This window comes from Limosilactobacillus sp. C0001E2 (assembly GCF_056590915.1).
Genome location: NZ_JBWPXC010000004.1, coordinates 125369 through 149322 on the forward strand (window position 1 = coordinate 125369; position 23954 = coordinate 149322).

At 42.1% G+C, this 23954-nt stretch carries 15 protein-coding genes; 9 read left to right on the forward strand and 6 right to left on the reverse strand.

The annotated features are described in order from the left end of the window. Positions 1-5: 5 nt before the first annotated feature. Both mnmG and lepB read left to right on the forward strand, forming a co-directional pair. Positions 6-1943 (forward strand): tRNA uridine-5-carboxymethylaminomethyl(34) synthesis enzyme MnmG, encoded by a 1938-nt coding sequence (gene mnmG, locus AC1EKL_RS05775; RefSeq protein WP_480188843.1) that lies wholly within the window; start codon positions 6-8, stop codon positions 1941-1943. Positions 1944-2028: 85 nt separating this feature from the next. Next, a complete protein-coding gene (gene lepB / locus AC1EKL_RS05780) occupies positions 2029-2634 on the forward strand; it encodes a signal peptidase I (protein ID WP_480188844.1) in 606 nt (201 codons plus the stop codon). A gap of 78 nt (positions 2635-2712) precedes the next feature. Here the strand turns inward: lepB and AC1EKL_RS05785 are convergent, their stop codons facing one another. Together AC1EKL_RS05785 and AC1EKL_RS05790 are read right to left on the reverse strand one after the other, a co-directional pair. Next, entirely contained in the window at positions 2713-3477 is a 765-nt protein-coding gene (locus tag AC1EKL_RS05785) for a cyclase family protein (RefSeq protein ID WP_480188845.1), read from the reverse strand. A gap of 12 nt (positions 3478-3489) precedes the next feature. Then, the gene (locus AC1EKL_RS05790) at positions 3490-4632 is read right to left on the reverse strand and encodes a 5-methyltetrahydropteroyltriglutamate--homocysteine S-methyltransferase (RefSeq protein ID WP_480188846.1); all 1143 of its coding nucleotides are present in this window, start codon (positions 4630-4632) and stop codon (positions 3490-3492) included. A 471-nt stretch (positions 4633-5103) separates the two neighbouring features. Between AC1EKL_RS05790 and AC1EKL_RS05795 the strand changes: the two genes are divergently transcribed. From AC1EKL_RS05795 to AC1EKL_RS05810, 4 genes are read left to right on the forward strand one after another with little or no spacing between them, the layout of a single operon-like run. After that, entirely contained in the window at positions 5104-8859 is a 3756-nt protein-coding gene (locus tag AC1EKL_RS05795; protein ID WP_480188847.1) for a PD-(D/E)XK nuclease family protein, read from the forward strand. Next, complete coding sequence (gene addA, locus AC1EKL_RS05800; protein WP_480188848.1) at positions 8856-12701, forward strand: helicase-exonuclease AddAB subunit AddA; 3846 nt, start codon at positions 8856-8858, stop codon at positions 12699-12701. Before AC1EKL_RS05795 ends, addA begins: the two co-directional genes overlap by 4 nt. Before the next feature lie 19 nt (positions 12702-12720). Next, entirely contained in the window at positions 12721-13584 is an 864-nt protein-coding gene (locus AC1EKL_RS05805) for an aldo/keto reductase (protein WP_480188849.1), read from the forward strand. Continuing rightward, on the forward strand, positions 13584-15260 hold the full coding sequence (locus tag AC1EKL_RS05810) for a glycerophosphodiester phosphodiesterase family protein (protein WP_480189978.1): 1677 nt from the start codon (positions 13584-13586) through the stop codon (positions 15258-15260). The genes AC1EKL_RS05805 and AC1EKL_RS05810 overlap by 1 nt, the downstream gene beginning before the upstream one ends. 69 nt (positions 15261-15329) lie before the next feature. Here AC1EKL_RS05810 and AC1EKL_RS05815 read toward each other — a convergent pair whose 3' ends face one another. The 3 genes from AC1EKL_RS05815 to AC1EKL_RS05825 all read right to left on the reverse strand — a co-directional run bounded on the left by AC1EKL_RS05815 (position 15330) and on the right by AC1EKL_RS05825 (position 17693). Beyond that, positions 15330-16241: a DMT family transporter gene (locus AC1EKL_RS05815; protein ID WP_480188852.1), complete on the reverse strand. Its 912-nt coding sequence runs from the start codon at positions 16239-16241 to the stop codon at positions 15330-15332. 77 nt (positions 16242-16318) lie between these two features. Continuing rightward, positions 16319-16636, reverse strand: a complete 318-nt coding sequence (locus AC1EKL_RS05820; protein WP_480188853.1) for a SemiSWEET family transporter — start codon at positions 16634-16636, stop codon at positions 16319-16321. Between the two features lie 82 nt (positions 16637-16718). Next, a complete protein-coding gene (locus AC1EKL_RS05825) occupies positions 16719-17693 on the reverse strand; it encodes a GMP reductase (RefSeq protein ID WP_480188854.1) in 975 nt (324 codons plus the stop codon). A gap of 216 nt (positions 17694-17909) precedes the next feature. Here AC1EKL_RS05825 and AC1EKL_RS05830 point away from each other — a divergent pair, with 216 nt between their 5' ends. The 3 genes from AC1EKL_RS05830 (at position 17910) to recQ (ending at position 22699) form a co-directional block, all read left to right on the forward strand. Beyond that, a complete protein-coding gene (locus AC1EKL_RS05830) occupies positions 17910-19199 on the forward strand; it encodes an adenylosuccinate synthase (RefSeq protein WP_480190238.1) in 1290 nt (429 codons plus the stop codon). A gap of 216 nt (positions 19200-19415) precedes the next feature. Next, a complete protein-coding gene (locus tag AC1EKL_RS05835; protein ID WP_480188856.1) occupies positions 19416-20789 on the forward strand; it encodes an NAD-dependent succinate-semialdehyde dehydrogenase in 1374 nt (457 codons plus the stop codon). 134 nt (positions 20790-20923) lie between these two features. Continuing rightward, entirely contained in the window at positions 20924-22699 is a 1776-nt protein-coding gene (gene recQ, locus AC1EKL_RS05840) for a DNA helicase RecQ (RefSeq protein ID WP_480188857.1), read from the forward strand. A gap of 196 nt (positions 22700-22895) precedes the next feature. On the opposite strand, the gene AC1EKL_RS05845 is transcribed toward recQ, so the two are convergent. Further along, positions 22896-23759: a hypothetical protein gene (locus AC1EKL_RS05845; protein ID WP_480188858.1), complete on the reverse strand. Its 864-nt coding sequence runs from the start codon at positions 23757-23759 to the stop codon at positions 22896-22898. Positions 23760-23954 lie beyond the last annotated feature (195 nt).

Consider the following 23954-nt stretch of genomic DNA (forward strand, 5'->3'; position numbering starts at 1 on the left):
TAGCAATGAAAACAGGAGAAGCAGTTCAATATGACGGTGGCAATTATGATGTAATCGTGGTTGGTGCTGGCCATGCGGGATCAGAAGCGGCGTTAGCGGCGGCCCGGATGGGGAATAAAACATTATTAATTACAATTAGTTTGGAAATGGTGGCGTTCATGCCTTGTAACCCATCACTAGGGGGACCAGCAAAGGGAATTGTTGTCCGTGAAATTGATGCCCTTGGCGGTGAAATGGGCCACAACATTGATAAGACTTACATCCAAATGCGGATGCTTAATACTGGTAAGGGTCCTGCAGTGCGAGCACTACGGGCTCAAGCGGATAAGCATGCGTATCATCGGCAGATGAAACTAACGATTGAAAAAGAACCCAATTTGACGTTACGTCAAGGAACGGTTGACGATTTGATTGTTGAAGATGGGGTATGTAAAGGAGTCATTACCAATACTGGTGCTCGCTATGGAGCAAAAGCGGTTGTGTTAACTGTTGGGACAGCTGCGCGGGGCAAAATCATCATTGGTGAACTCCAGTATGAATCTGGTCCTAATAACTCCAAGAGTGCTACTAAGTTGTCTGAATGCTTGGAGCGTTTAGGCTTTGATCTAGAACGTTTCAAAACCGGGACCCCACCACGAATTAACGGAAACACAATCCATTATGATGAAACTGAAGAGCAACCTGGTGATGAAGAACCAAACCACTTCAGTTTTGATACCCCAGACAGTCAGTATTTAGCGTTATCAGATCAAATTTCTTGCTGGTTAACATATACTAACCTTCATACTCATGACCTCATTCGTGCTAACTTGGATCGTGCACCAATGTTTTCAGGAGTAATCAAGGGGGTTGGACCGCGTTATTGCCCATCAATTGAGGATAAGATTGTCCGGTTTGCTGACAAGGATCGTCACCAATTATTCTTGGAACCAGAAGGACGAGATACTGACGAATATTACGTTGATGGTCTCTCAACTTCCATGCCAGAAGAAATTCAGCAAAAAATGCTGCATTCTGTAAAGGGACTGGAAGATGCGCAACTAATGCGGCCTGGTTATGCGATCGAGTATGATGTGGTGGCACCATACCAATTACACCCGACATTGGAAACAAAGAAGATTAAGAACCTGTACACTGCGGGACAAACTAATGGGACATCCGGTTATGAAGAAGCCGCTGGGCAAGGTCTAATTGCCGGAATTAATGCTGGACGCCGTGCCCTAGGAAAGAGTCCGTTTGTGTTGAAACGCTCCGATGCCTACATTGGGGTCATGATTGATGACTTGGTTACCAAGGGTACCAAGGAACCCTATCGACTCTTAACTAGTCGGGCTGAATACCGTTTGATTTTACGGCACGATAATGCAGACTTTCGTTTAATGGAAAAGGGTCATGCAATCGGTCTTGTCAGTGATGAACGACTAGCCAAGATGGAAACGAAGAAGCAGCATGTTGCGGATGAAATTAAACGTTTGGAAAGCTTACGAATTAAGCCAAAGACGGCGGCTGATGAATTTATTCAAGCCAATGGTGATAATCCTTTGAAGGATTCTTTAACGGCGGCGGCATTGCTACGGCGACCATATGTAACTTATCAAAAACTATTAGAGTTTATTCCGGCACCAACTACTACCCTGGATCGTCAGGAAGCTGAACAAGTTGAAATTCAGATTAAGTATGCTGGCTATATTAAAAAAGAGGAAGTCAAGGTTAACCGCCTGAAGCGGATGGAAGCGAAAAAGATTCCGGCCAATATCGACTATGAAGCCATTGATGGATTAGCTACTGAAGGGCGTCAAAAGCTCGAAAAGATTCGCCCAGAAACACTCGCCCAAGCATCACGAATTAGTGGAGTCAACCCAGCTGACTTGGCGATTTTGAGTGTCTATATTCAACAAGGGCGGATTGCCAAGATCAATCCTGAAGAAAATTCTGAAAAATAATAAAAGTTCAGACAAGATAGTAGATATTTTAATTTAAAATGTACTATCATTAACCTGAATATTTATGTAATTCGGGGATGGAAGAATGAAAACATTACGGCAAATTTTTAGTTGGGTCATTCCGGTAGTCATTGGTCTAATCTTAGCTTTACTAATTCGGCAATTTTTATTTCAAAATGTCCGAGTTGATGGTCCGTCAATGCTGCCCAATTTGGTAAATAATGAACGGGTGTTTAGTTTTAAACAATCCAAAATTCACCGGGGGAGTGTAGTCGTCTTTAATGCGGATGGCGTGGATCCTCAAGTTTCTACTAAGACTGATTACGTTAAGCGGGTAATTGCAGTTCCCGGTGATACCGTTAAATCGCAAAATGGGAACTTGTATGTTAACGGCAAGAAAGCGAACCAGAGCTATATCAAGATGGACCAACGCAAAGCGGGGACTGGTAATTGGACCCTCAAGAGTATTTCTAAACAGAATAATTGGGTCCGGAATGCTGGCGCAACTAAGGTTCCGAAGGGCGAATATTTCGTGTTAGGAGATAACCGGACAGTTTCTAATGATAGTCGTTACTGGGGTTTTGTACCCAAGAATAAGGTTGATGGAGTAGTAAAGGTTGGTTTTTGGTCTAAGAATAAGACTCGTAAATCCAACGTTAACCAATTCTGGAAGCATTATTTTGCCAACTAAAATAAACGTCTTGACTGTAAAAAGTCAAGGCGTTTTATAATAGCTAATATTTTCAGGAGAGGGAAAACTTACATCAATTTAATTGGCTGATTTTTGATTTGTGGCTGGTAAATCGAAAATAGCGAAAGCACGCACTGGGAAGCCAGGCGCTTTTTCAGCTTTGGGAACGGAAATTAAAATTTCTGCTCCAGTTGCAGGTACTCGATCAAGGTTATCAAGGAGTTCTACCTGGTAGTGGCCGTGAGAAAGGACATAGTATTCACCAACGAGGCCGTCTTGTTGCTGAGTTGCAGTATCCGTATCAAAGGTTTCGTGACCATTAGCTGCCGCATGGCGAACTTCATAGATATATTTAAGCGCTTCTAAGGACCAGGCTGGATAATGATTTTGGCCAGTAGAGTCCGAATTAGCAAATTTTTCTTGAGATGGCCAGCGTTTACTCCAATCGGTTCGTAAAGCAACGAAAGCACCTTCTGGAATGTTACCGTGGGTCTTTTCCCATGCTTTGATGTCATTGACGGACAGACTAGCATCCGGACTTTTGGCAGCCTGCTGACTGAAATCAATGACCACCAGTGGTAAGACTAGATCTTTGAGGGGAAGGTCTTCAACATATCGATCATCGTCCTTATAAAAATGAACTGGCGGATCGATATGGGTACCATATTGACCAGGAAATGTGTATTCTTTGACGAAAAAGCCGTCAGAATGAGTAAAAATAGTTTTGAATTCTGCAGGATGAAATTGGGGAAAGCGCGGGCTATCAGGACCAAAGGTGTGCGTTAAGTCAACCCATTCCTTACTTTTAAGTTGGTTAAATAGTGCTTGAACGTTGTTACTCATTACGTTTCCTCCTTATTCAGCATTCCAAACATCAGCGGCAATTTCTTTAACGAATTTGATCTTATTCCATTGTTGCTCCACAGTTAAAATGTTTCCCTCTTCAGTTGAGGCAAACCCACATTGGGGACTGAGACACAGTTTATCTAATGGATGGAATTTAGCTGCTTCGTGAATTCGTTTGATAATGGTTTCGCGATCTTCTAGCTCACCGGATTTAGAGGTTACGAGGCCAAGGACCACGTACTTATCTTCAGGAACCTTAGCCAGTGGCTCAAAACCACCTGCCCGATCAGAATCATATTCGAGGTAGAAGGCTTGAACGTTTTCTTGAGCAAGGAGAGTATCAGCAACTGGTCCATATCCCCCAGCAGCAGCCCATGTTGAATGGTAGTTACCTCGGCAGACATGGGTATTAATGGTTAAGTCATCTGGTAGGTTCTCAATCGCAGCATTATTAACTTTCAAGAACCGTTCTTGAAGTTCCTTAAGTTGTGATGTGTCTGCATTTGGATCTTTCTTTTTCAGATTGGCAAAATTATTGACAGCGATACCCCAGGTACAGTCGTCAAGTTGTAAAGTCCGACAACCAGCTGCATACAAATCTTCGATTACTTGATGATAGGCAGCGGCAACGTCATGGTCAAGTTCATCAAGTGAGGTGTAAACATTCTTGACACTCGCTTGGTTTTCGGGCCGAATTAATTCTTCAAGAAATTGAGCTGGTGCGGGAATTGTTTGTTTAACTTGGATTCCAGCGGTAACATGATCTCGCACGAATTTAAAATGTTCGACAAAGGGATGATTTTCACCGGAAATTTTACCAACAACCTGAGCAGAATCATTGCGGGTTTCTTCATCATGGAAGAAATAACCATGTTCAAGATTGACATGCTTTACGCCCTGTAACCCCCAAAAGAAATCAAGATGCCAATAGCTACGGCGAAATTCGCCATCGGTAACGGCTTTGAGTCCCACGGCTTCTTCTTGCTTAATTAAATCAATAATGGCGTGATTTTCGACTTCAGTTAATTCATCATGGCTAATTTCGCCATTATTAAATTTTTCGCGAGCATTTTTTAATTTTTCTGGACGTAAAAAACTACCAACAATGTCATAGCGGAATGGTGATTTAGTGCGAGTTGTAAATTCAGTCATAAATAAAACTTCCTTTCTACGATACAAAAAAAGTCCCTAGAATCAGTGACCATTACTGGTGTTGATTCTAGGGACGCTGGTTAATCAATAATTAATAGCGTGTTACCACCCTAATTTAGTCCAGTCTCACGACTGCACTCTCAGTAGGTACTCCACTAAAATGTGGAAGACCCAGGTACGATAACGGGTACCACTCCGTAAGCTGCTTGCGAGTGCTCACAACTTCCATCGCTCCGAGACCATCTTCATTAACTTTCCCAACGCTGCTTCCCATCTAACGCAGTTCTCTGGAGAAGGGATCATTAACTACTCATCTCTTCATCACGGTTATTTAAATCTTGCTTAGAATATTATAATTAAATTTTAATTTTGTCAACCATAATTTTGGAATTTTTAGAAAGTCGGGGAAGAACCCTTTGTCACAACAGATCAATGATAAAATAAGGACAATAGATAAACGGAGGAATTGTGATGAGTACTTTAAAGTTTATTCTTGGTCCGGCTTCAAAGGATCATCAGCATGCACTAGTTCAAGAACTACATCAACAACTGGTTGCCAACCCTAACGACCAGTTCTTTTTTCTTGTACCAAACCATATCAAGTTTTCAACCGAAATAGATGTTCTTAATCAATTGAAGAGCTTAGGTGGTTCGACGGATGTATACGCTCAGTCGCGGGTTCAGGTTCTTTCTTTTACCCGATTAGCGTGGTTTTTATTGCGTAATGATCCTCATTATCAGACACCCCGGATTTCTGATGTAGGTCTAACGATGTTAGTCGCCAAAATTATTCGTGAATTGCCAGAAGACGATTTAAAAATGTTCGCGAAGGAGGCACATCGGTATGGTTTTGTGCAGGATCTAACTGCACAACTGATTGAACTGCAAAATGCCAATGTTGATCCGCAAGATCATGATGCAATTATTGAGCGGGTTCAAAAGTGGGCAGATGAACATCAAGAACGGGTTTCATCGGCATTTTTGGATAAAATGACGGTGCTCTTTAAAGTTTATGCCGCATTTGAACAGGGATTGACAGGACGACTAAATTCAAGTGCGGTTTACCAATTACTGATTAAACGTCTTGCCAAAGATGATTTTTCTCATACACATTTTATCTTAAACCGTTATAATGGTCAGTTTTCCGCGATGGAAGAGCAAATCGTAGAAACAATGATCAAAAAAGCAGCCTCGACCACGATTGGCCTGGTTTTGGACAGACCATATCGAGGGGCAACGCTACCGGATCCGAATAATCTTTTTTATCAATCAGGGATGCAATATCATCGGTTAGCAGAGTTCGCAGAACAACAGCCGGATGTAATACTGGTGGATGATCAAGTGGTTACAGTTAACCGCGTCAGTGATGGACTAGCTGAAGTTGAAGAGTGGATGAAAGCCCAGGCACAATTTACGGTTCCAGAACAACAACCCCGAACTGATCAAGGAGTACATTTTTTTACTGCACCAACGCGGGTTGCTGAACTGCAGCGAGTTGCCGCTAAAATCCGTCAATTAGTGGCTAGTGGTCAGTACCGTTACCGTGATTTTTTGATTTTAACGCGGCACTTAGATGGTTATACGACAATGTTGAAACCGGTGTTTGATGTAAATGAAGTGCCGATTTTTAACGATAATGATCGTTCAATGGCTAATCACCCGTTAGTAACATTACTGGAAGCCATTTTTAAAATTGCTGACCGCCACTTTCAATTGCCAGATATATTGCAGCTTCTAAAAACGGGACTAGTGGTACCTCAAGAACGTGATGAAAAAGGGCAGAGCTATTATCCAAGTCAACGATTTATGTCAGCCGTGTATACAACGGAAAACTGGTGTTTAAAGTATGGAAAAACTGGTAATGCATGGTTAGAACAAAAGGAGTGGGAATTTACTCCGCACGTTGATCCTCAAATCCTGGCAAATAATGAACAATTAAAAAATCGTGAACAGCAACAAACTAACCACATTAATTGGGTAAAGAGTGTCGTTCGTGATCAAATAGCACCGTTCATTAAACAATTACAGGGAGCTTCTGATGGACAGACAGCGGCCCACATTTTATATCAAGGATTAATCAATTTGGGAGTTCGAGAACAACTTGAGCAGTGGACAAAAGCAGCAACTAAGCGCGGTCAGATGGATCTTGCTCAACAACCGCAACAAGTTTGGAACACCATGGTTAACCTACTGGATGAATACGTAACGGTGTTGGGTAATGAAGGGACATTTGATTTAACTGAATTTGCGGAAATTATTCAGGTTGGTTTTCAAACGGCAACGTATTCACAGATTCCTTCGACGATGGATCAAGTCTTGGTTTCCGAAACGGGAATTGTACAAACTAACCAACGTAAGGTTGTTTTTATGATTGGCGCAACCGATGACGTCATGCCAGAAATTAAAATTAGCGAAGGATTGTTAAGTGATCCAGACAAACAACTCCTCAGTCAGGGGCTAGCGGATGGACAATTTTTACCGGTTTCTGGAATGCAACGAATTGATAATGAAGCAATGCTGAACTATTTGGGGATGCTTAATGCGCGTGAACAGCTATACTTGTCTGCTCCTGCGATGGGTAGTAATGAGGAGCGGGTCACAATGTCCCCATATTTGGTAGGTTTAGCAACCTATTTCGGTCAGTGGAATGCGGATAATAATCAGTTACGAAATGACTTGCCATTTGCACCAGCACCGCGCGCTGATTTTTCTAAAATAAAGCCATTTGTTAGTGCACCAGCGGCAACATTAACAAATTACGTCCAAGTAGAACGGCATGCAAAGAATGCTGGGCAAACCGTTAGTGCGGGTTGGCGAAATATTTCCCGGGAAATGAATCATGAACATCTGGGTTGGCTAAAATCGAGTTTAAATTACCAAAATCAAACTACCAAACTATCACCGGAGATGGCAGCAAAGCTCTATGGTCATTTGGATCCGGATGTCTTGAAGCAAGCGACGGCAGCGGGTGATAATTTTGATTGGACGACCGTTAGTGATGATCAACGGCATAATACTTTAGCAACCTCCATTTCACAGTTACAGACGTTTTACCGCAATCCATACGAATACTTTTTGAAGTTTGGCCTAGATTTGCAAAAACGGGAAGAATTGGAAATTACCAATGCGAATTCAGGAACCTTCTATCATGATTCGTTAGAAGCCTTTGTAAGGTTATTGAAACAGAATCAGGTTAAGTTAGCCGAACTTGCTGATGATCAATTAGCATTTTACGTTGCTAAGGCGATGGATTGGGCATTTAGTCGTCAACCAAGTGTGGTGGAACTTGCGGAAAATTATGAGCGAATTGCTTATCAAAAGCATCATCTTGAACAGACGGTTTTAACGATGGCCCGAGTATTACGGAATCAAGCTCAATATTCAGCATCTCACCCAGTAACGACGGAACAAAAATTTGGTCATGTGGGGTTACTAGATGATCGCCATGATTCGCAGCCCAGCTATCGGGCCTTAATTTATGAAACTAAAATTCGTAATCAAAAATCATCTCAACCGGACTTAAAACGCAAAGTTTACCTTCGGGGACGAATTGATCGGGTTGACGCGGTTCGTGGTGATCAGCAGGATTACCTAACAGTTGTCGACTATAAGTCTGCTAACAAGGAATTTGACTTAGTTGATGCCTACGAAGGGTTAGACCTACAGATGCTAACGTATCTTAATAATTTGCAGGCGAATTTAGATATTGCTAATCCAGATCGACAAAGCGCAATTGCGGGTGCATTATACCTCCACCTGTTTGATCCGCATTATCAATATAAGAACATTATTAAAAAGAATCCTGAAATTACAGAACTTCAAAATCATGAATTCAAAGGAATTTTGTTGAATGATGATGCTGTCTTGCGTCAAATTGACGAAGGACTAGCAGCGGCAAAACCAAATCCACTTGTCCTTGGGGTTAGCTATACCAAATCTAAGGATCTTATTAAGGCTAAAAAAGGTTCGCTATTAGTTGATCAAGAACAAATGAAGCAACTGCTGGCACGAAATAAGCAGTTGATTATTGCAGCAGCGCAACAAATTTTTAGCGGAAATGTGGAACTTAAACCATTCCGTCGCGACCAGCGGACAGGATTAGATTACAGTGATTATCTTGATATTTACCATTTCGATAATTTACTCGATCAAGATAAGTATCGTGAAATCATCCTGACCGATGATTATGTGATGAAGAAACTGAAAGATGAGGGGGGCAAACAATGAGTAGTTTTAAACCAACCCCAGAACAAACGCGGGCGATTAATGATCGGGATCGGGATATTCTAGTTTCAGCTTCCGCTGGTTCTGGTAAAACGGCGGTCTTAGTTGATCGGGTGGTTAAGCTCTTAAAAGAAAATCGTCATCTAAATATTGACGAGATGCTATTGGTAACTTTTACGAAGGAAGCTGCTAAAAATATGCGGGAGCGGATTCGTAAGCGTCTGGTTACTGATAGTAATGATCAACATATGAAAGCCCAGATTAATCGGTTAGCACTAGCTAATATCAGTACGATTCACTCCTTTTGTGAACAGGTAATTAAACGTTATTACTATGTGATTGGACTTGATCCACAGTACCGGTTAGTTACGGATGCCACGGAACAGGCGCTTTTAAAAGAACAGGTTTGGAATGATCTACAGGAAAAGCGGTTTAAAGAAGACTATGCGAAGGCTGATCCAAGTGAATGGCATTTTAGCCAGTTGGCGGAAAACTTTGCGGATGCAAAATCAAATGTTGGTGAGGGCCTGCAAGAAGTGGTTGAAAAGCTTTATCAAGAAGCTAATGCCCAACCTGATCCGGATCAATGGTTATCACAAACCGTAAGAAACTACCAATTTGGCGATGAACCAATTATCCAAACTGCCTTTTATCAACAAACGTTACTTCCCATTTTGCAGCAATTCTTTGACCAATTGGTTGCTGATTGGAATGAGTTGGCAACTGAAGCATCCACCAGTGGTTTTGATAATCTTGCTGAGACGCTCGCGGGTGATTTAATTCTGGTTAAAGATTTACAAAAATCATTAACAACTGCAACTTGGGATGAGTTGCAAGCTCAAATATCCGGAATCAAATTTAGTAGACTAAAAACGCAACGTTTTAAAGATGATCCAGATGGTAAGGCGCAGTACGATGAATTAAAAGTTGGGCGTAACGAACTCAAAAAGCGTTTAAAAACCTTACAAGATAAATATTTTCAGTATGATGAACAGCAATTGCGCGCCAAAACGGCGGCAGCCCGGGTGATGGTGGAAGAACTTGTCAGTGTTACCAAGGAGTTTCGGCAGGCTTATCAGGAGGTTAAACTTGCTCGTCATATGCTCGACTTTAGCGACTTAGAACATTATGCTTACCAGATCCTAACTAATCAGAGTGATGCAGGGAAGCAAGTTTTGAATGAATTACGCCATCACTATCGCGAAATACTTGTTGATGAGTACCAAGACACCAACCGTCTTCAGGATGATTTATTGAATCAACTGCATGATCCGCAGCTCAACCACCTTTTTATGGTGGGGGACGTTAAACAGTCAATTTATCGTTTTCGCCAAGCTGATCCATCGTTATTTTTAGATAAGTATGAACGTTATCAATCATCATCTAAAAATGATGAAACTATCATACTGGCTGAAAACTTCCGGTCTATGAATAATGTGACAGAGTTTACTAATCTGGTCTTTACGCAATTAATGGATCGGACAGTTGGGGAAATGCCATATGATGATCAAGCTCAATTGAAGTTTGCGGCAAAGTGGTATGACCCAAATCAAGTTACTCCGGTGCCGACTGAACTGATGGTTTATGATGCAAATGCTGATAATGAAACGATCGTAGATAAGGAAGAAAATCAGCAAAGGTATATTAAACTACCGGAGGGATCGGATAAGTACGCCGGTGATGTTTGGATGGTCGCGATGCGGATTCGCCAAATGTTAGATAATCAAGAGCGTATTTATGATCCAGAATTAGGACATGAACGCCCGATTCAGCCGGCGGACATTGTCATTCTTGAGCGAACCAAAAGTCCGAATAACCGAATTGTGGAACAATTTGGTCAATTAAATATCCCGGTGGTGGTTCAAGACGTACAAAACTATTTCAAAGCGACTGAAGTGCGAACGATGATTTCGTTATTGAAAGTGATTGATAATCCTTATCAAGACATTCCGTTAGTTGCGGTATTGCGGTCGCCAATTGTTGGGTTGACGGAACCAGAAATGGCTTACCTGCGGATTAATCATCGTTATGGTAATTTTTACGAAGCTGTTCAATTTTTTGTTCAGCAGGATCCTAAACAATGGTCAGCAACAACGGATGTGGATTTAGAAAAGTTACACGTGAAACTTTCGCAATTCTTGGATCGGTTAACCAAATTTAAGGTTACGGCTCAACAGGAATCGTTAGTAGAGCTCATTTGGCAGATTTATCAAACAACCGGTTATCTGGACTATGTTGGTGGAATGCCCGGTGGTACCCAACGACAAGCCAATTTGCACGCGTTGTATGAACGAGCACATACTTATGAACAATCCAGTTTTAAAGGTTTGTATCAATTTATCCATTTTATTGAGCGGATGCAAAAGCGGGATGAAGACTTAGGAGAAGCTCCAGTTGAGCTGGCAAACGATGCCGTTAACGTAATGACCATTCACGGTAGTAAAGGTTTACAATTTCCAATCGTTTTCGTTATCGATATGAATCACCATTTTAACTCTCGAGATGTTGCGGGAAACTTAGTAATTGAGCCGCATTTGGGAATTGGAATTCGCTATTTGGGAGATGCTCCAATGAAGGGTGATGACCAATCGTTAACTGCAGAAAACATTAAGGTAACTTATGATTTACCACAGCGAACAGTAGTTGCCGATGCAATTACCCGCGCTAACCGGGCGGAAGAAATGCGATTACTGTACGTTGCTTTAACCCGGGCTGAACAACGGTTGATTTTAACGGGATCGGTGAATGAAAAGAATTCAAAAAATAACTTAATGGCATTAGGTAAACAGTGGTCGAAGGGGCTTCAAGGATTTCAAACGGTCTTGGGTCCACAGTTACGGCTTGATAGTCGATCGATGCTTGACTGGATTGGGCTGACCCTTGTTCGAACTCCTCAGTTTGATCCTCAGGTAATGAAAATGGATACGGGCGGGACGCCCCTTCGGCTTGGTTTACCACAAGCTGATTATTCTATGCAGTTGTGGACAGCGAATGGGGTTGAGAAGGAACTTGCTAAACTGCGGACTGCACATCGGGAAACAATTGTTGACGACGCAGGAAGTCAGCCATTAACTGCTGATGAGCGACAATTTATCCATCGGGTTTTAACGATGAAGTACCCGTATCCAGCCGCAACTAAGACGACTGCTTACCAATCTGTATCAGCGATTCGGGACGTTTTTACTAATCAAGATCCGGATGACGCACAGATGGGACGGCTAACTTTCAATAAGACGGAAGTTAAAGATGAAGGGCAGTATTTGCAAAGCAACTTTAATCAACCGCGATTTATGCAGACCGGTGATTCAGCACCAGCACCAACTGAAGTGGGAACGGCTACGCACTTGGTTTTCCAGATGTTAAATTTGACAACTGGCGAAGTGACGGAAGAACAAGTCCAACATACGATTGATCAACTAGTTCGGGAACGACTAATTGCGAACCGCCGAATTGCTGCTCAAATTGACGTCGCTGGAATCGTAGAATTTTATCAAACGACATTGGGGCAGCGAATTTTACAGCAACCCGCCGCAGTCGTTCGTGAACAACCGTTTTCGATGTTATTGGAAGGGGATCAGTTATTTAAGAATTTAGACCATGATGATGGTCAGATTCTGATCCACGGGATTATTGATGGCTACCTCAAGGGTAATCAGGGAATTGAGCTGTTTGACTACAAGACGGACTATTTGTTACCCCATGATGACCAGCGACTAGCTGAAATTGTGGACCGTTATCAAGGACAGGTCAATTTGTATGCGGGTGCCTTACGACAGATGACTGGGCTGCCCGTTAGTCACCGGTACTTATACTTAGTAAAAACTGGCACTTTATATGAACTATGATGAAAGGGGATTTTCTCAAATGGAATTCAAGAATATTAATACAATGCGGAAACTTAATAATGGGGTTAAAATCCCATGTGTTGGTTACGGAACGTTTCGAACACCAGAAGATGTTGCAGAACGAGCAGTCGCTGATGCCATTGAAGTTGGCTATCGGCATATTGATACGGCAGCGGTTTATGGGAATGAAGAAGCCGTTGGTCGGGGAATTAAGGATGCAGGAATTAATCGCAAAGAACTTTTTGTCACCAGTAAACTATGGAATACAGAACGTGGCTATGAATCCACAAAAAAGGCTTTGCAAGATAGCTTAGACCGGCTTGGTCTTGACTACTTAGACTTGTACCTAATTCATTGTCCAGCAAATGAAAAACAATTTGGCACGGATGCCAAACGCTTAAATGCAGAAACATGGCGGGCGATGGAAGAGATGTACCATGAAGGTAAAATTCGCGCCATTGGGTTAAGTAACTTTATGCCTCACCATGTTGCAGAGCTAATGGAGACAGCCGAAATTAAGCCAATGGTGGATCAAATTGAAGTTCATCCAGGTTGGCCGCATACTGAAGAAATTAAAAAGTTACAATCAATGGACCTTTTGGTAGAAGCGTGGGCACCACTGGGTGGTCAAGGTTCAACGGTCTTGAAGAATGAAACTTTGCAACAAATTGCCGCACGGCATCATAAGTCGGTTGCACAGGTTTGCTTACGCTGGGTTCTCCAACAAGGGGTTCTGCCATTGCCAAAGTCTGTTCACGTTTCACGAATGCAGCAAAATACTGATTTCTTTGATTTTGAACTCACCCCAGATGAAATGAAGCAAATCAGCGCACTACGGGATCTGGGTGTTCAATGCGCGGATCCTGATGAAGTTGATTACTAATGGCAAAGCGGTTTTGGAAATGGTGGCAAATTTGCGGAATTGTTCTAACTGCAGAGGTATTCATTCAAAATGGAGTCTTACCACTCCTGCGGTTAATTAATACGTGGCTCCTTCCTCAGGCGGAAGTACCCTTCGTTTCGGTAACGAATGTCGGACGAATTTTAACCCACCATCCATGGATATTTATTGCAGTCATTAGTGAATTAATAGTTATCTGCGTCTTTTCTTTAATTTTCTTCATGACGATCATGGCTGCAATTGGGGAAAGTAATCGTGGAGTCCTTAGTTGGCATCGCTTTATTCATCGTGAAATGCAACTCATTAAAGATTTTAAGTGGTGGATGGTGCCATTATTTTTGGTTGAGTTTGTAGCAGTAGCTCCGTTACTGAGTATTGCGTTTCGCACGCCGTTACTAATTAATTTACGAATTCCAGAAGTGATTTTGGATTATGGAACACGGAATAATTTGTTGTTGGGACTGACTAGTTTAATATATCTAATTAGCTTTGGGATCACCTTTCATGATGGTGGAACATTAACGAAAGCGGCAATTACTTCGGATGCACATTTGATTCATGATCATCAAACAGCATTGCACTTCTTTCGAATATTGATAATAACGGGAATCCTAAGTTGGTTAATTAATGGTGGTTTGCTATTAATCCAAAAAGCTAGCGGTAGTAATAACCGTGAATTGAGTATTGTCTGTTTAGCACTTGCACAAACAGTTGCACTCTTGATGTGTAGTTGGCTACTGATGCGGTGGTGCGAATTGACCGCTGGTGGCAGGATTGCGACTTCACGACCGAATAGGTGGTGGAGCGGGTGGAGCTTCATAATGTTAGCTCTGGTCGTTTGCGAAACAAGTCTTAGTAGTAACAGCTATTTTCAACCATCACGGTTAACTGCCCCAGTCACGATTTCGCATCGTGGCGTAGCTAACCATAATGGCGTACAGAACAGTGCTACGGCATTAAGACGGACAAATAAGGATTATCACCCCGATTATGTTGAAATGGACGTTCACGAAACGAAGGATCATCAGTTTGTGGTAATGCATGATGAGAACCTCCGAAAATTAACCACCGTAAATTGTCGCCCTAATCAATTGACGCTTGGCCAGTTAACACATTTAACAATGCATGAAAATGGCCAGACAGCGAAAGTTGTGAGTTTAGATCACTATTTACGAGTAGCCAATCAATTGCATCAAAAGCTCATTATTGAGTTAAAGACAACCTCACATGACTCACCAGATGTTTTAGTGCGGTTTAATCGCCAGTATGGACAGTTGATTGTCCATCGTCACTATCTTGTCCATTCACTGGATTATGGACTAGTCAGACATTTACAACGGCTTAATCCGCGGATGAAGATCCTGTACTTACAAGCGTATAATTTGACTAATCCGCAATCACAGATCAAGGGATTTAATAACGAGTATTCGTCTCTGAACGAACGGTTTATTAATGCGGCACACCGACAAGGGAAACCGGTTTATGCCTGGACAGTTAATAATCCAGGGGCAATGAATCAATTAATTAACCAGCATGTGGACGGAATTGTCACGGATGATATTTCAACTCTCCAACGAACAATTCGGCGAACGTTGGGGAGCCAAACGGATGCTGAACGATATTGGAGTTATTTGAATCCAATTGCCAATTTGCCATAAAAAAACTCGGTAGAGTATGAAGATGAAACTATGAGTGGTTTCTATCACGTACTCTACCGAGTTTTTTGATTATAGTTCTTTCTGTAAATATTTGGGTAAGGGTATATTTAAAGCCAATACAGCACCAACGATGAGGATGGAGCCTAACCAATCCATACTGGTCATGTGCAAATTGAAGAAGACAACAGAACCGATTGTAGCGGTAATTGGTTCGAAAGCGTCCGTCAAACTAAAATTAGTCGCACTGATGAATTTCAATGAATTAGTAGCTAGCTGAAAAGGAATCAATGTCCCAATTATTACTACTCCGGCAACGCACCACCAAACAAGCTGGGTATGCGGTAAACTTGGTTGAGCAGGATGAAAACAAAAGAGGGCAATTCCGGAAACAAAAATCCCCCAGCCGGTAATGGTTAATGAAGAGTAACCTTGTTTAATCAAATTTTGCGGAATGAGTGTATTTGTAGCAACGCCAATTGCTGAAAGGAGTCCCCAAAAGAGGACGGTCGGGGTGATTGCCAGCCTTGTTAAGTGACCATTAGTTGCCAGGAGGACCACGCCAATAAAGGCAATTAAGGCCGCGATAATTTGAATCCGCAGTGGTCGTTGATGACGAAAAATGGCGACATAGGCAATGATGAAGAAGGGACCAATGAACTGGAGAACAGTTGCAATCGAAGCGTTTCCTTCTTGAACGGCCATGAAGTAACAAAATTGAACGGGTAACATACCGAACAAGCCATAACAGATTAGGGTCACAATATTGTGACGATTTTCTTTAAAAATTTTGATCGGGTGGCCGCCAACCAGCCCAGAAATAATTAGTAAAATGGGTCCGGCAGTCAGTTGGCGAATTTGCGAGAGCCAAAGCGCATTGATATGCGGACTGAGCCTAAAAAGGGCGGTTGCAAATAGCGATGAAATCCCCCACATCATACAGGCCGCAATGGCTAATAGGGTCCACAAACGTTCTTTTTTCAAAAAATCACTCCCAATAAAAAGCGGCTGGGGGAAATTCCCATCCTCAAACTCTAAATATATCCTAACATGAACTAGTTTTAATGAGCGAGTAATGCAGTTATCACAGTGATAATTCCAAAAATAATTCCAGGGAAATTACCAATAAAAACTGCCCAGTCACGATGCCGCTTATTTAATGCGTAAGCACACCAGAGGAAACCATTAAAAGCGGCTACCGTTGGCTGAAGGATGTTCACTGGATGCCCATTCAGATTAGCAATAATCTGTGGGATATACGATACATACATCATAATGGTAAAGATGGAGGCGATACGGCCAATCATGATCGCCGAATGCTTTTCGCCACTCAGCATTTCTTTACGTACATCTTCTAACTTATTCTTTTGGGCGTCCATGGAACTACCTCACTTTCATTGTAAATTTTTTCTGTTGATAAGATAGTCCGTTTTTTAAGAGTTGTAAAGATATTTATTGAAATTAATAATCACCATTGAGAATTGAATTTTTAACGATGACGTAATCAACTTTCGTAATTGATTCGAGGTCACGACCACCCGCGTATGAAATTGACGATTGGAGGTCTTCTTTCATTTCTTGAAGAGTATCTTTGATGGAGCCACGGAATGGAACCAACATCTGCTTACCTTCAACGTTGCGGTAAGCACCCTTTTGTACTTCGGATGCTGAACCCCAGTATTGTTTATATTGTTTACCATCAATCGTGATGATGTGACCAGGTGACTCGATGTGACCTGCCAGCATGGAACCAATCATTACCATCGAGGCCCCAAAGCGGACTGACTTAGCGATGTCACCATTGTGACGAATCCCACCGTCAGCGATTAAGGGCTTCCGGGCAGCTTTACTGCAGAGACGGAGGGCAGCTAATTGCCAACCACCGGTCCCAAAGCCAGTCTTAAGCTTAGTGATGCAAGCCTTACCAGGACCAACGCCGACTTTAGTAGCATCAGCACCAGCGTTTTCTAAGTCACGAACCGCTTCAGGAGTGGCCACATTCCCCGCCGTGACGAATGATTCAGGGAGTTGCTTTTTGATGTATTGGATCATTTTGATAACAAAATCAGAATGTCCGTGAGCAACATCAATCGTGATGTATTCTGGAATTAAATGTTCGGATTTTAGCTGATCAATAAAATCATACTCACTATCCTTAATCCCCACGGAAATTGAAGCAAATAGTCCACGATCATGCATGCGGCGAACGAAATCTGCCCGGGTTTCTGGAGCAAAACGGTGCATAACGTAGTAATAATCATTTTGTGCTAACCAAACTGCTAAGTCCTCATCAATCACACTCGCCATATTAGCTGGAACCACGGGGATTTTGAACTTTCGTGGTCCAAACTGCACGCTTGTATCGGCCTCTTTACGACTCTTAATAATACACTTATTAGGAATCAATTGGATGTCATCATAATCAAAATTTTCCACTTAGGAAAACCACCTTTCGTAAATCCAAATCGGTCTTGAACCATCTGCTAATATATCAGAACTTGAAAAATAGTCAATATAATTTACGGACATTTCTAAAAAATGTTCCGAAAATAGTTCGCTAATCCTCTTGAATTTTACGGAGGGATTATGTAGTATGATTAAGTAACTGTGTGCTTATAAGTTATAAGAAATGAATAATGAGGTGAATACTTAATGGCATCAGTAGTAATTGTTGGTAGTCAATGGGGAGACGAAGGAAAAGGAAAAATGACCGATTACCTGAGTCAAGAAGCGGACGTGGTTGTCCGTTCCCAAGGTGGTAATAATGCCGGGCACTCCATCGTCTTTGATGGCAAAAAATTTGCGTTGCGGTTAGTTCCTTCGGGAATTTTCGGTGCTAAGAAGCTTTCCGTAATTGGGAATGGGGTGGTTGTGAACCCGAAAGCATTGCTAGAAGAATTGCATTATCTTGAAGAAAATGACATTGATGTTTCTGGCTTGCGGATTTCTAATCGGGCGCACGTCACGATGCCTTACCACATCTTATTAGATAAGTGTGAAGAGAAGGCGAAGGGTGACCAGAAAGTTGGGACGACCCAAAAGGGAATTGGACCAACGTACATGGATAAGGTGGCCCGGATTGGGATTCGGATGTGTGACTTATTAGAAAAGGATACTTTTGAAAAGAAGTTACGCGAAAACCTCAAAATTAAGAATGAAATGTTTACCAAAATTTACGGTGTTGAACCGCTGAAATTTGAAGACATTTTTGATGAATACTATCAATATGGTCAGGAACTAAAGAAGTACGTTACTGACACTTCCCTGTTGATCAATTATGAAATGGATGCTAACAAAAAGGTGCTCTTTGAAGGAGCCCAAGGGACAATGCTAGATATTGATGACGGAACATACCCATACGTCACTTCATCTAATCCCGCAGCTGGTGGTGCTGCTACTGGTGCCGGAGTTGGCCCCAACCGGATTGACCGTGTCGTGGGAATTTGTAAAGCATATACGACCCGAGTTGGTGAAGGACCCTTCCCAACTGAGTTAACCGATGAAATTGGTGATCACATTCGTGAAACTGGTCATGAGTATGGGGTTGTTACTGGTCGTCCGCGTCGGGTTGGTTGGTTTGATGCAGTTGCATTGCGTCACGCCCACCGGGTAGATGGTCTTGACTACTTGAGTTTGAACCTGTTGGATGTTCTTTCAGGATTGAAGACCATCAAGATTGCACGGGCCTATGGATTAGACGGTCAAGAAATTAATTACTACCCAGCTAGTTTGGCAGAATTAGACCGGTGCAAGCCAATTTATGATGAATTGCCAGGGTGGGATGAAGATATTACCCACGTTACCAAGTTTGAAGATTTACCAGAAAATGCTAAGAATTATTTGAAGCGGATTGAAGAATTGACGGCAACGCCACTAGCAACCGTTTCAGTGGGTCCAGATCGTGAACAAACGATGATTTTGCATGACCCATGGAAAGAATAGTTAATTGATGAAGAAGCTACGGTGGATTATCTAAAATCCAGCGTGGCTTTTTACTTTGTGAAAATATCCAATAGCAAATTTATTTTTCACAAAGTATCTTACTGCCAGTAAAGAATGATATGTGTGAATTTATGAGCTATTAAAACTTTTGCTTGTGAAATTATCAAAAACGTTTACAATGTGAAATAAGGACAACAAGGAAAGGTGATTTTTAAAATGGCTTATAAAACAATCAATCCATATACTAATGAAGTGGAGCACGAATACTCCCAAGCAACAAATGATGAAATTGAAAAGACATTAGTGGCTGCACATGCGCTTTACTTAAAGTGGCGCGATGGTGGCGAATTAGCAGAACGGAAACGGATCATCACTCGTTTGGGTGAACTATTGCGCAGTAAGAAGCATGAAATGGCCGAAATTATGACCCGGGATATGGGTAAGTTAATCGGTGAAGCCGAAGGAGAAGTGGAACTTTGTGCATCGTTCTGTGATTATTACGTTGAACGAGCAGATCAATTTTTGGCTCCAACCCCGATTTATACAGAATCAGGGAATGCGTATGTGTTACATCAGGCAACCGGGGTTTTGATGGCGGTAGAGCCATGGAACTTCCCATTCTACCAAATTGCGCGGGTATTCATTCCGAATTTCTTGGCAGGGAATCCAATGATTTTGAAAGACGCTTCTAATTGCCCAACTTCAGCTCAAGCATTTGCAGATTTGGTTAAAGAAGCAGGAGCACCAGAAGGTAGTTTAACGAATATGTTTATTGACTACGACCAAGTTGGTGCGATCATTGCTGATAAGCGAGTACAAGGGGTTTGCTTAACCGGTTCAGAACGGGGCGGCCAAGCAGTTGCAACGGAAGCGGCGAAGAATTTAAAGAAGAGTACGATGGAATTAGGTGGTAATGATGCCTTTATCGTTCTTCCAGATGCCGATATGGATAAGTTAGCAGCCATTATTCCAGCTGCCCGTTTATACAATGCTGGTCAAGTATGTACTTCATCCAAGCGGTTTATCGTTCCTGATAACCTGTATGATGAATTCTTGAAACGGGCGACGGAAATCTTTAGTAATGTCAAGATGGGTGACCCAATGGATCCAGCAACGACTTTGGCACCAATGAATTCAGAAAAGGCGAAGAATAAGCTGCAGAAACAAGTTGATTTGGCAGTAGAAAACGGTGCAAAGGTGGTTTACGGAAATCAACCGGTTGACCTAGCTGGTCAGTTCTTCATGCCAACGATTTTGACGGATATTAGTCGAGATAATCCGATCTTTGACCAAGAAATGTTTGGTCCAGTCATGTCCGTTTACAAGTACCATGATGTTCAAGAAGCAATTGATTTAGCCAATGATTCTAGCTACGGCTTAGGAAATACGGTCTTTGGCAAGAACGTTTCAGAAGCCCGGAAAGTAGCTGCCCAGATTGATACTGGAATGAGTTGGATTAATTCTGGTTGGGCTTCGCTGCCTGAACTACCATTTGGTGGAGTTAAGCATTCCGGCTATGGGCGTGAACTGGCCGAACAAGGCTTTAAGTCATTTGTTAATGACCACTTGGTTTATGAACCAGAGGCATAAAATTTAACGTAGAAAAGCCGTCCACTGAGAGGTGGGCAGCTTTTTTTGTGGAAGAAGATAGCTCGATCATAAGTACTCGGTTATAATTCAGATGATGACTAATGATGGATATGATTAAAGGAGCGAGCAGCACCATGAACAATGCACAGTCAGTTTTAAAAACGGTCTTTGGATTCGATGAATTTCGACCGGGACAACGGGAAGTGATTAGTGCGGTTCTGAGTGGACGCAATACTTTGGCCGTGATGCCAACCGGTGGTGGTAAATCATTGTGCTACCAAATCCCAGCCTTGCTTAATCCAGGGGTAACGATAGTCGTTTCACCATTGATTTCGCTAATGAAAGATCAGGTTGATGCACTGCATCAAAATGGGATTGAAGCAGCTGCCATTAATAGTACTACGCCTCGCAATGAGGTTAATCCAATTCTGCGTCAAGCATATGAAGGAAAACTAAAACTGATCTATGTGACTCCTGAACGGTTAAATATGGACTACTTCCGTTACCAACTTAATTATCTCAATATTAACTTAGTAGCGGTTGATGAAGCCCACTGTATTTCGCAATGGGGTCATGATTTTCGACCGGCGTATCGTCAACTGCGGACTGCGATTGCGGGACTGAAATCGCGTCCGGTAACTTTGGCGCTTACTGCGACAGCGACACCACGGGTTCAACAGGATATTGGTCAACAGCTAGCAATTGATCCGAATAATTTTATTGTGACGAATTTTACTCGGCCCAACATTAGTTTTAAGGTTGTCCAACCACAATCTGACACCAAACGGTATATTGCAGAATATCTCAAGAATCATCAGGATGAAGCAGGGATTATTTATGCTAATACGCGCAAGGGAGTAGAAGCGTTAGCGGAATATTTAAATGCCCGTGGGTTTAATGTTGAACCATATCATGCAGGAATGGATAATCAAACTCGTGCCCGAATTCAAGATGACTTCCAATTCGATCGCATTCCGGTGATTATCGCAACCAATGCTTTTGGAATGGGAATTGATAAAAGTAATGTTCGATTTGTGGTTCATGCAACCAGTGCGCAAAATCTAGAATCTTATTATCAAGAAGCTGGTCGTGCAGGGCGAGATGGCTTACCGAGTGAAGCGGTAATGTTATTTCATGCTGGTGATATGCAACAGTATCGGCGCTTTATTGAGATGTCAGAAGCCGATGAAGAGTATCGTGATGTTCAATACCAAAAATTGCAAGCGGTGATTGATTATGCGAACACACCACGGTGCTTACAACAAGAAATTGTCGAATATTTTGGTCAACATTGTGACCCCTGTGGCCATTGCAGTAACTGTTTAGATCAACGCAAACTAATCGATGTTACACGTGAAACAAAATTGATTATTACCGCAGTCAATGAATTACATAATCGCTTTGGGAAGGGTGTGATTGCACAGGTAGTGACTGGTTCACAAAGTGAACGGATGCGTCAGCTTCAGGCAAATGAATTATCAAGTTACGATTCTTTGGATGATTTGTCTAAACAACAAGCAGTGAGTTTAATTGACTACCTGTGTGCTACCGGGTATTTAGAACTGCGTGGCAGTCAGTATCCGGTAGTTGGCGTGACTAAACGTGGCTGGAATGTTTTAAATGGCAACGAAAATGTTCAGCGACGTCAAGAAACGAAACCGGATCAGAAAGCAACCCAAATTGCGGATGAATTACCAGAAGATCGGGAACTATTTGCTAAATTACGGGTTAAACGGTGGGAGTTAGCTCAGGAACAAGGAGTACCGGCATTTATGATTTTTTCTGATCGTACTCTCCATGAGATGGCCAGAAAACGACCACAATCATCAGCGGAAATGTTAGACGTTGCGGGGGTTGGTCAACGAAAATTGGATCAGTATGGTGCAGCTATGTTAGCTGTGATTAACTAAGGATAAGTAAATCCCCAAAGCATTTTTGATTTGGGGCTTAGTTTTAATTTTGTATTTTAATGGTCAGGTATCGCTCAAGAACAATCATTAGAATAACAACCATCAAGAGGGTGACGCCGAATGCCCAATGAGATCCTTAGAAAAGAGCACTTCCTTTTCAATAATAGGAAAGTGGTCAAGAATTAAGTGTTGAATTTTAATCGTCTTCCTGATAACGGAGATCGTCGTACTTATGGTTTGCTTGTTGATGAGCTAAGTCTTTAGTGCGATAGTAAACAGCGTCCGCCCAGAATCCAGCGCCATGTGCTGAAACCAGCACCTGAACATTTCTACCGTTAATATTTTCGGTGGTTAGCGCGAATGATTCACCATCACCAGCGGTTTGGGTCCATCCACGGATGTTTAGATAATGAAGGCCGTCAACTGTTACGAAAGCACCACTTCCCCAATGTTGTGTTGCATTTTGTGTTGCTTGATTTGTTGTCTGGCTATCGTCACTTAAGAAACTACTATCCTGCTTGAATAATTTAGTAGTTGAACCGTCAATTGTAATAGTATTCTTACCGAAGGTCACGGATGATGCATCGCCGTCCTCTGTATACCACGTACCGCGCATGTCAGCAGGGACTGTTACAGGACCTTCGTTACCATATTTGCCAGTATCGTTTGAAGATGATGAACTGGTAGTGTTACTAGTAGAATCGCGCTTATCGTTGACTTGCGCACTTTGCGCGAGTCGATTTACGAAGTCACCTTGTCCCTTATCATTAATGTACTTCACCATTTCTGAACGGCTAACGGTGGCTAACTTTTTACCACTGTGTTTTTTACTAGCGTTTTGATAAATGATGACATCATTATCCTTAACCGTATAAACGAGGTTAGAACTCTTCCCATCAGCTTTAACATTATAAGCTACTCCTTGACCGCGATCCGCTAATTGATAGTTACTTGCTGGATATAAATCGACTTGTAATCCTGACTTTTTAGCTTGCTTAGCGGTCGTTGCCCAGTCATTACCAAATTTATTTCCGGCATACGTGGTAACAACACTTACCATTTGCTGCGGGGTTAAATTGTTTTCACTAATCTTTGTGCTGGAACTACTTGCTAATAAACTTGATGAACTGGCACTGTTGGTTGGTGAGCTCTGCTGAGTACAACCAGCTAGTGCGAATGCTAAACCAGTAACCGTTAACGCCGCAATCCGTTTTTTATCATTTCAAAGGCCTCCACCCAATATTATTACCTTTTT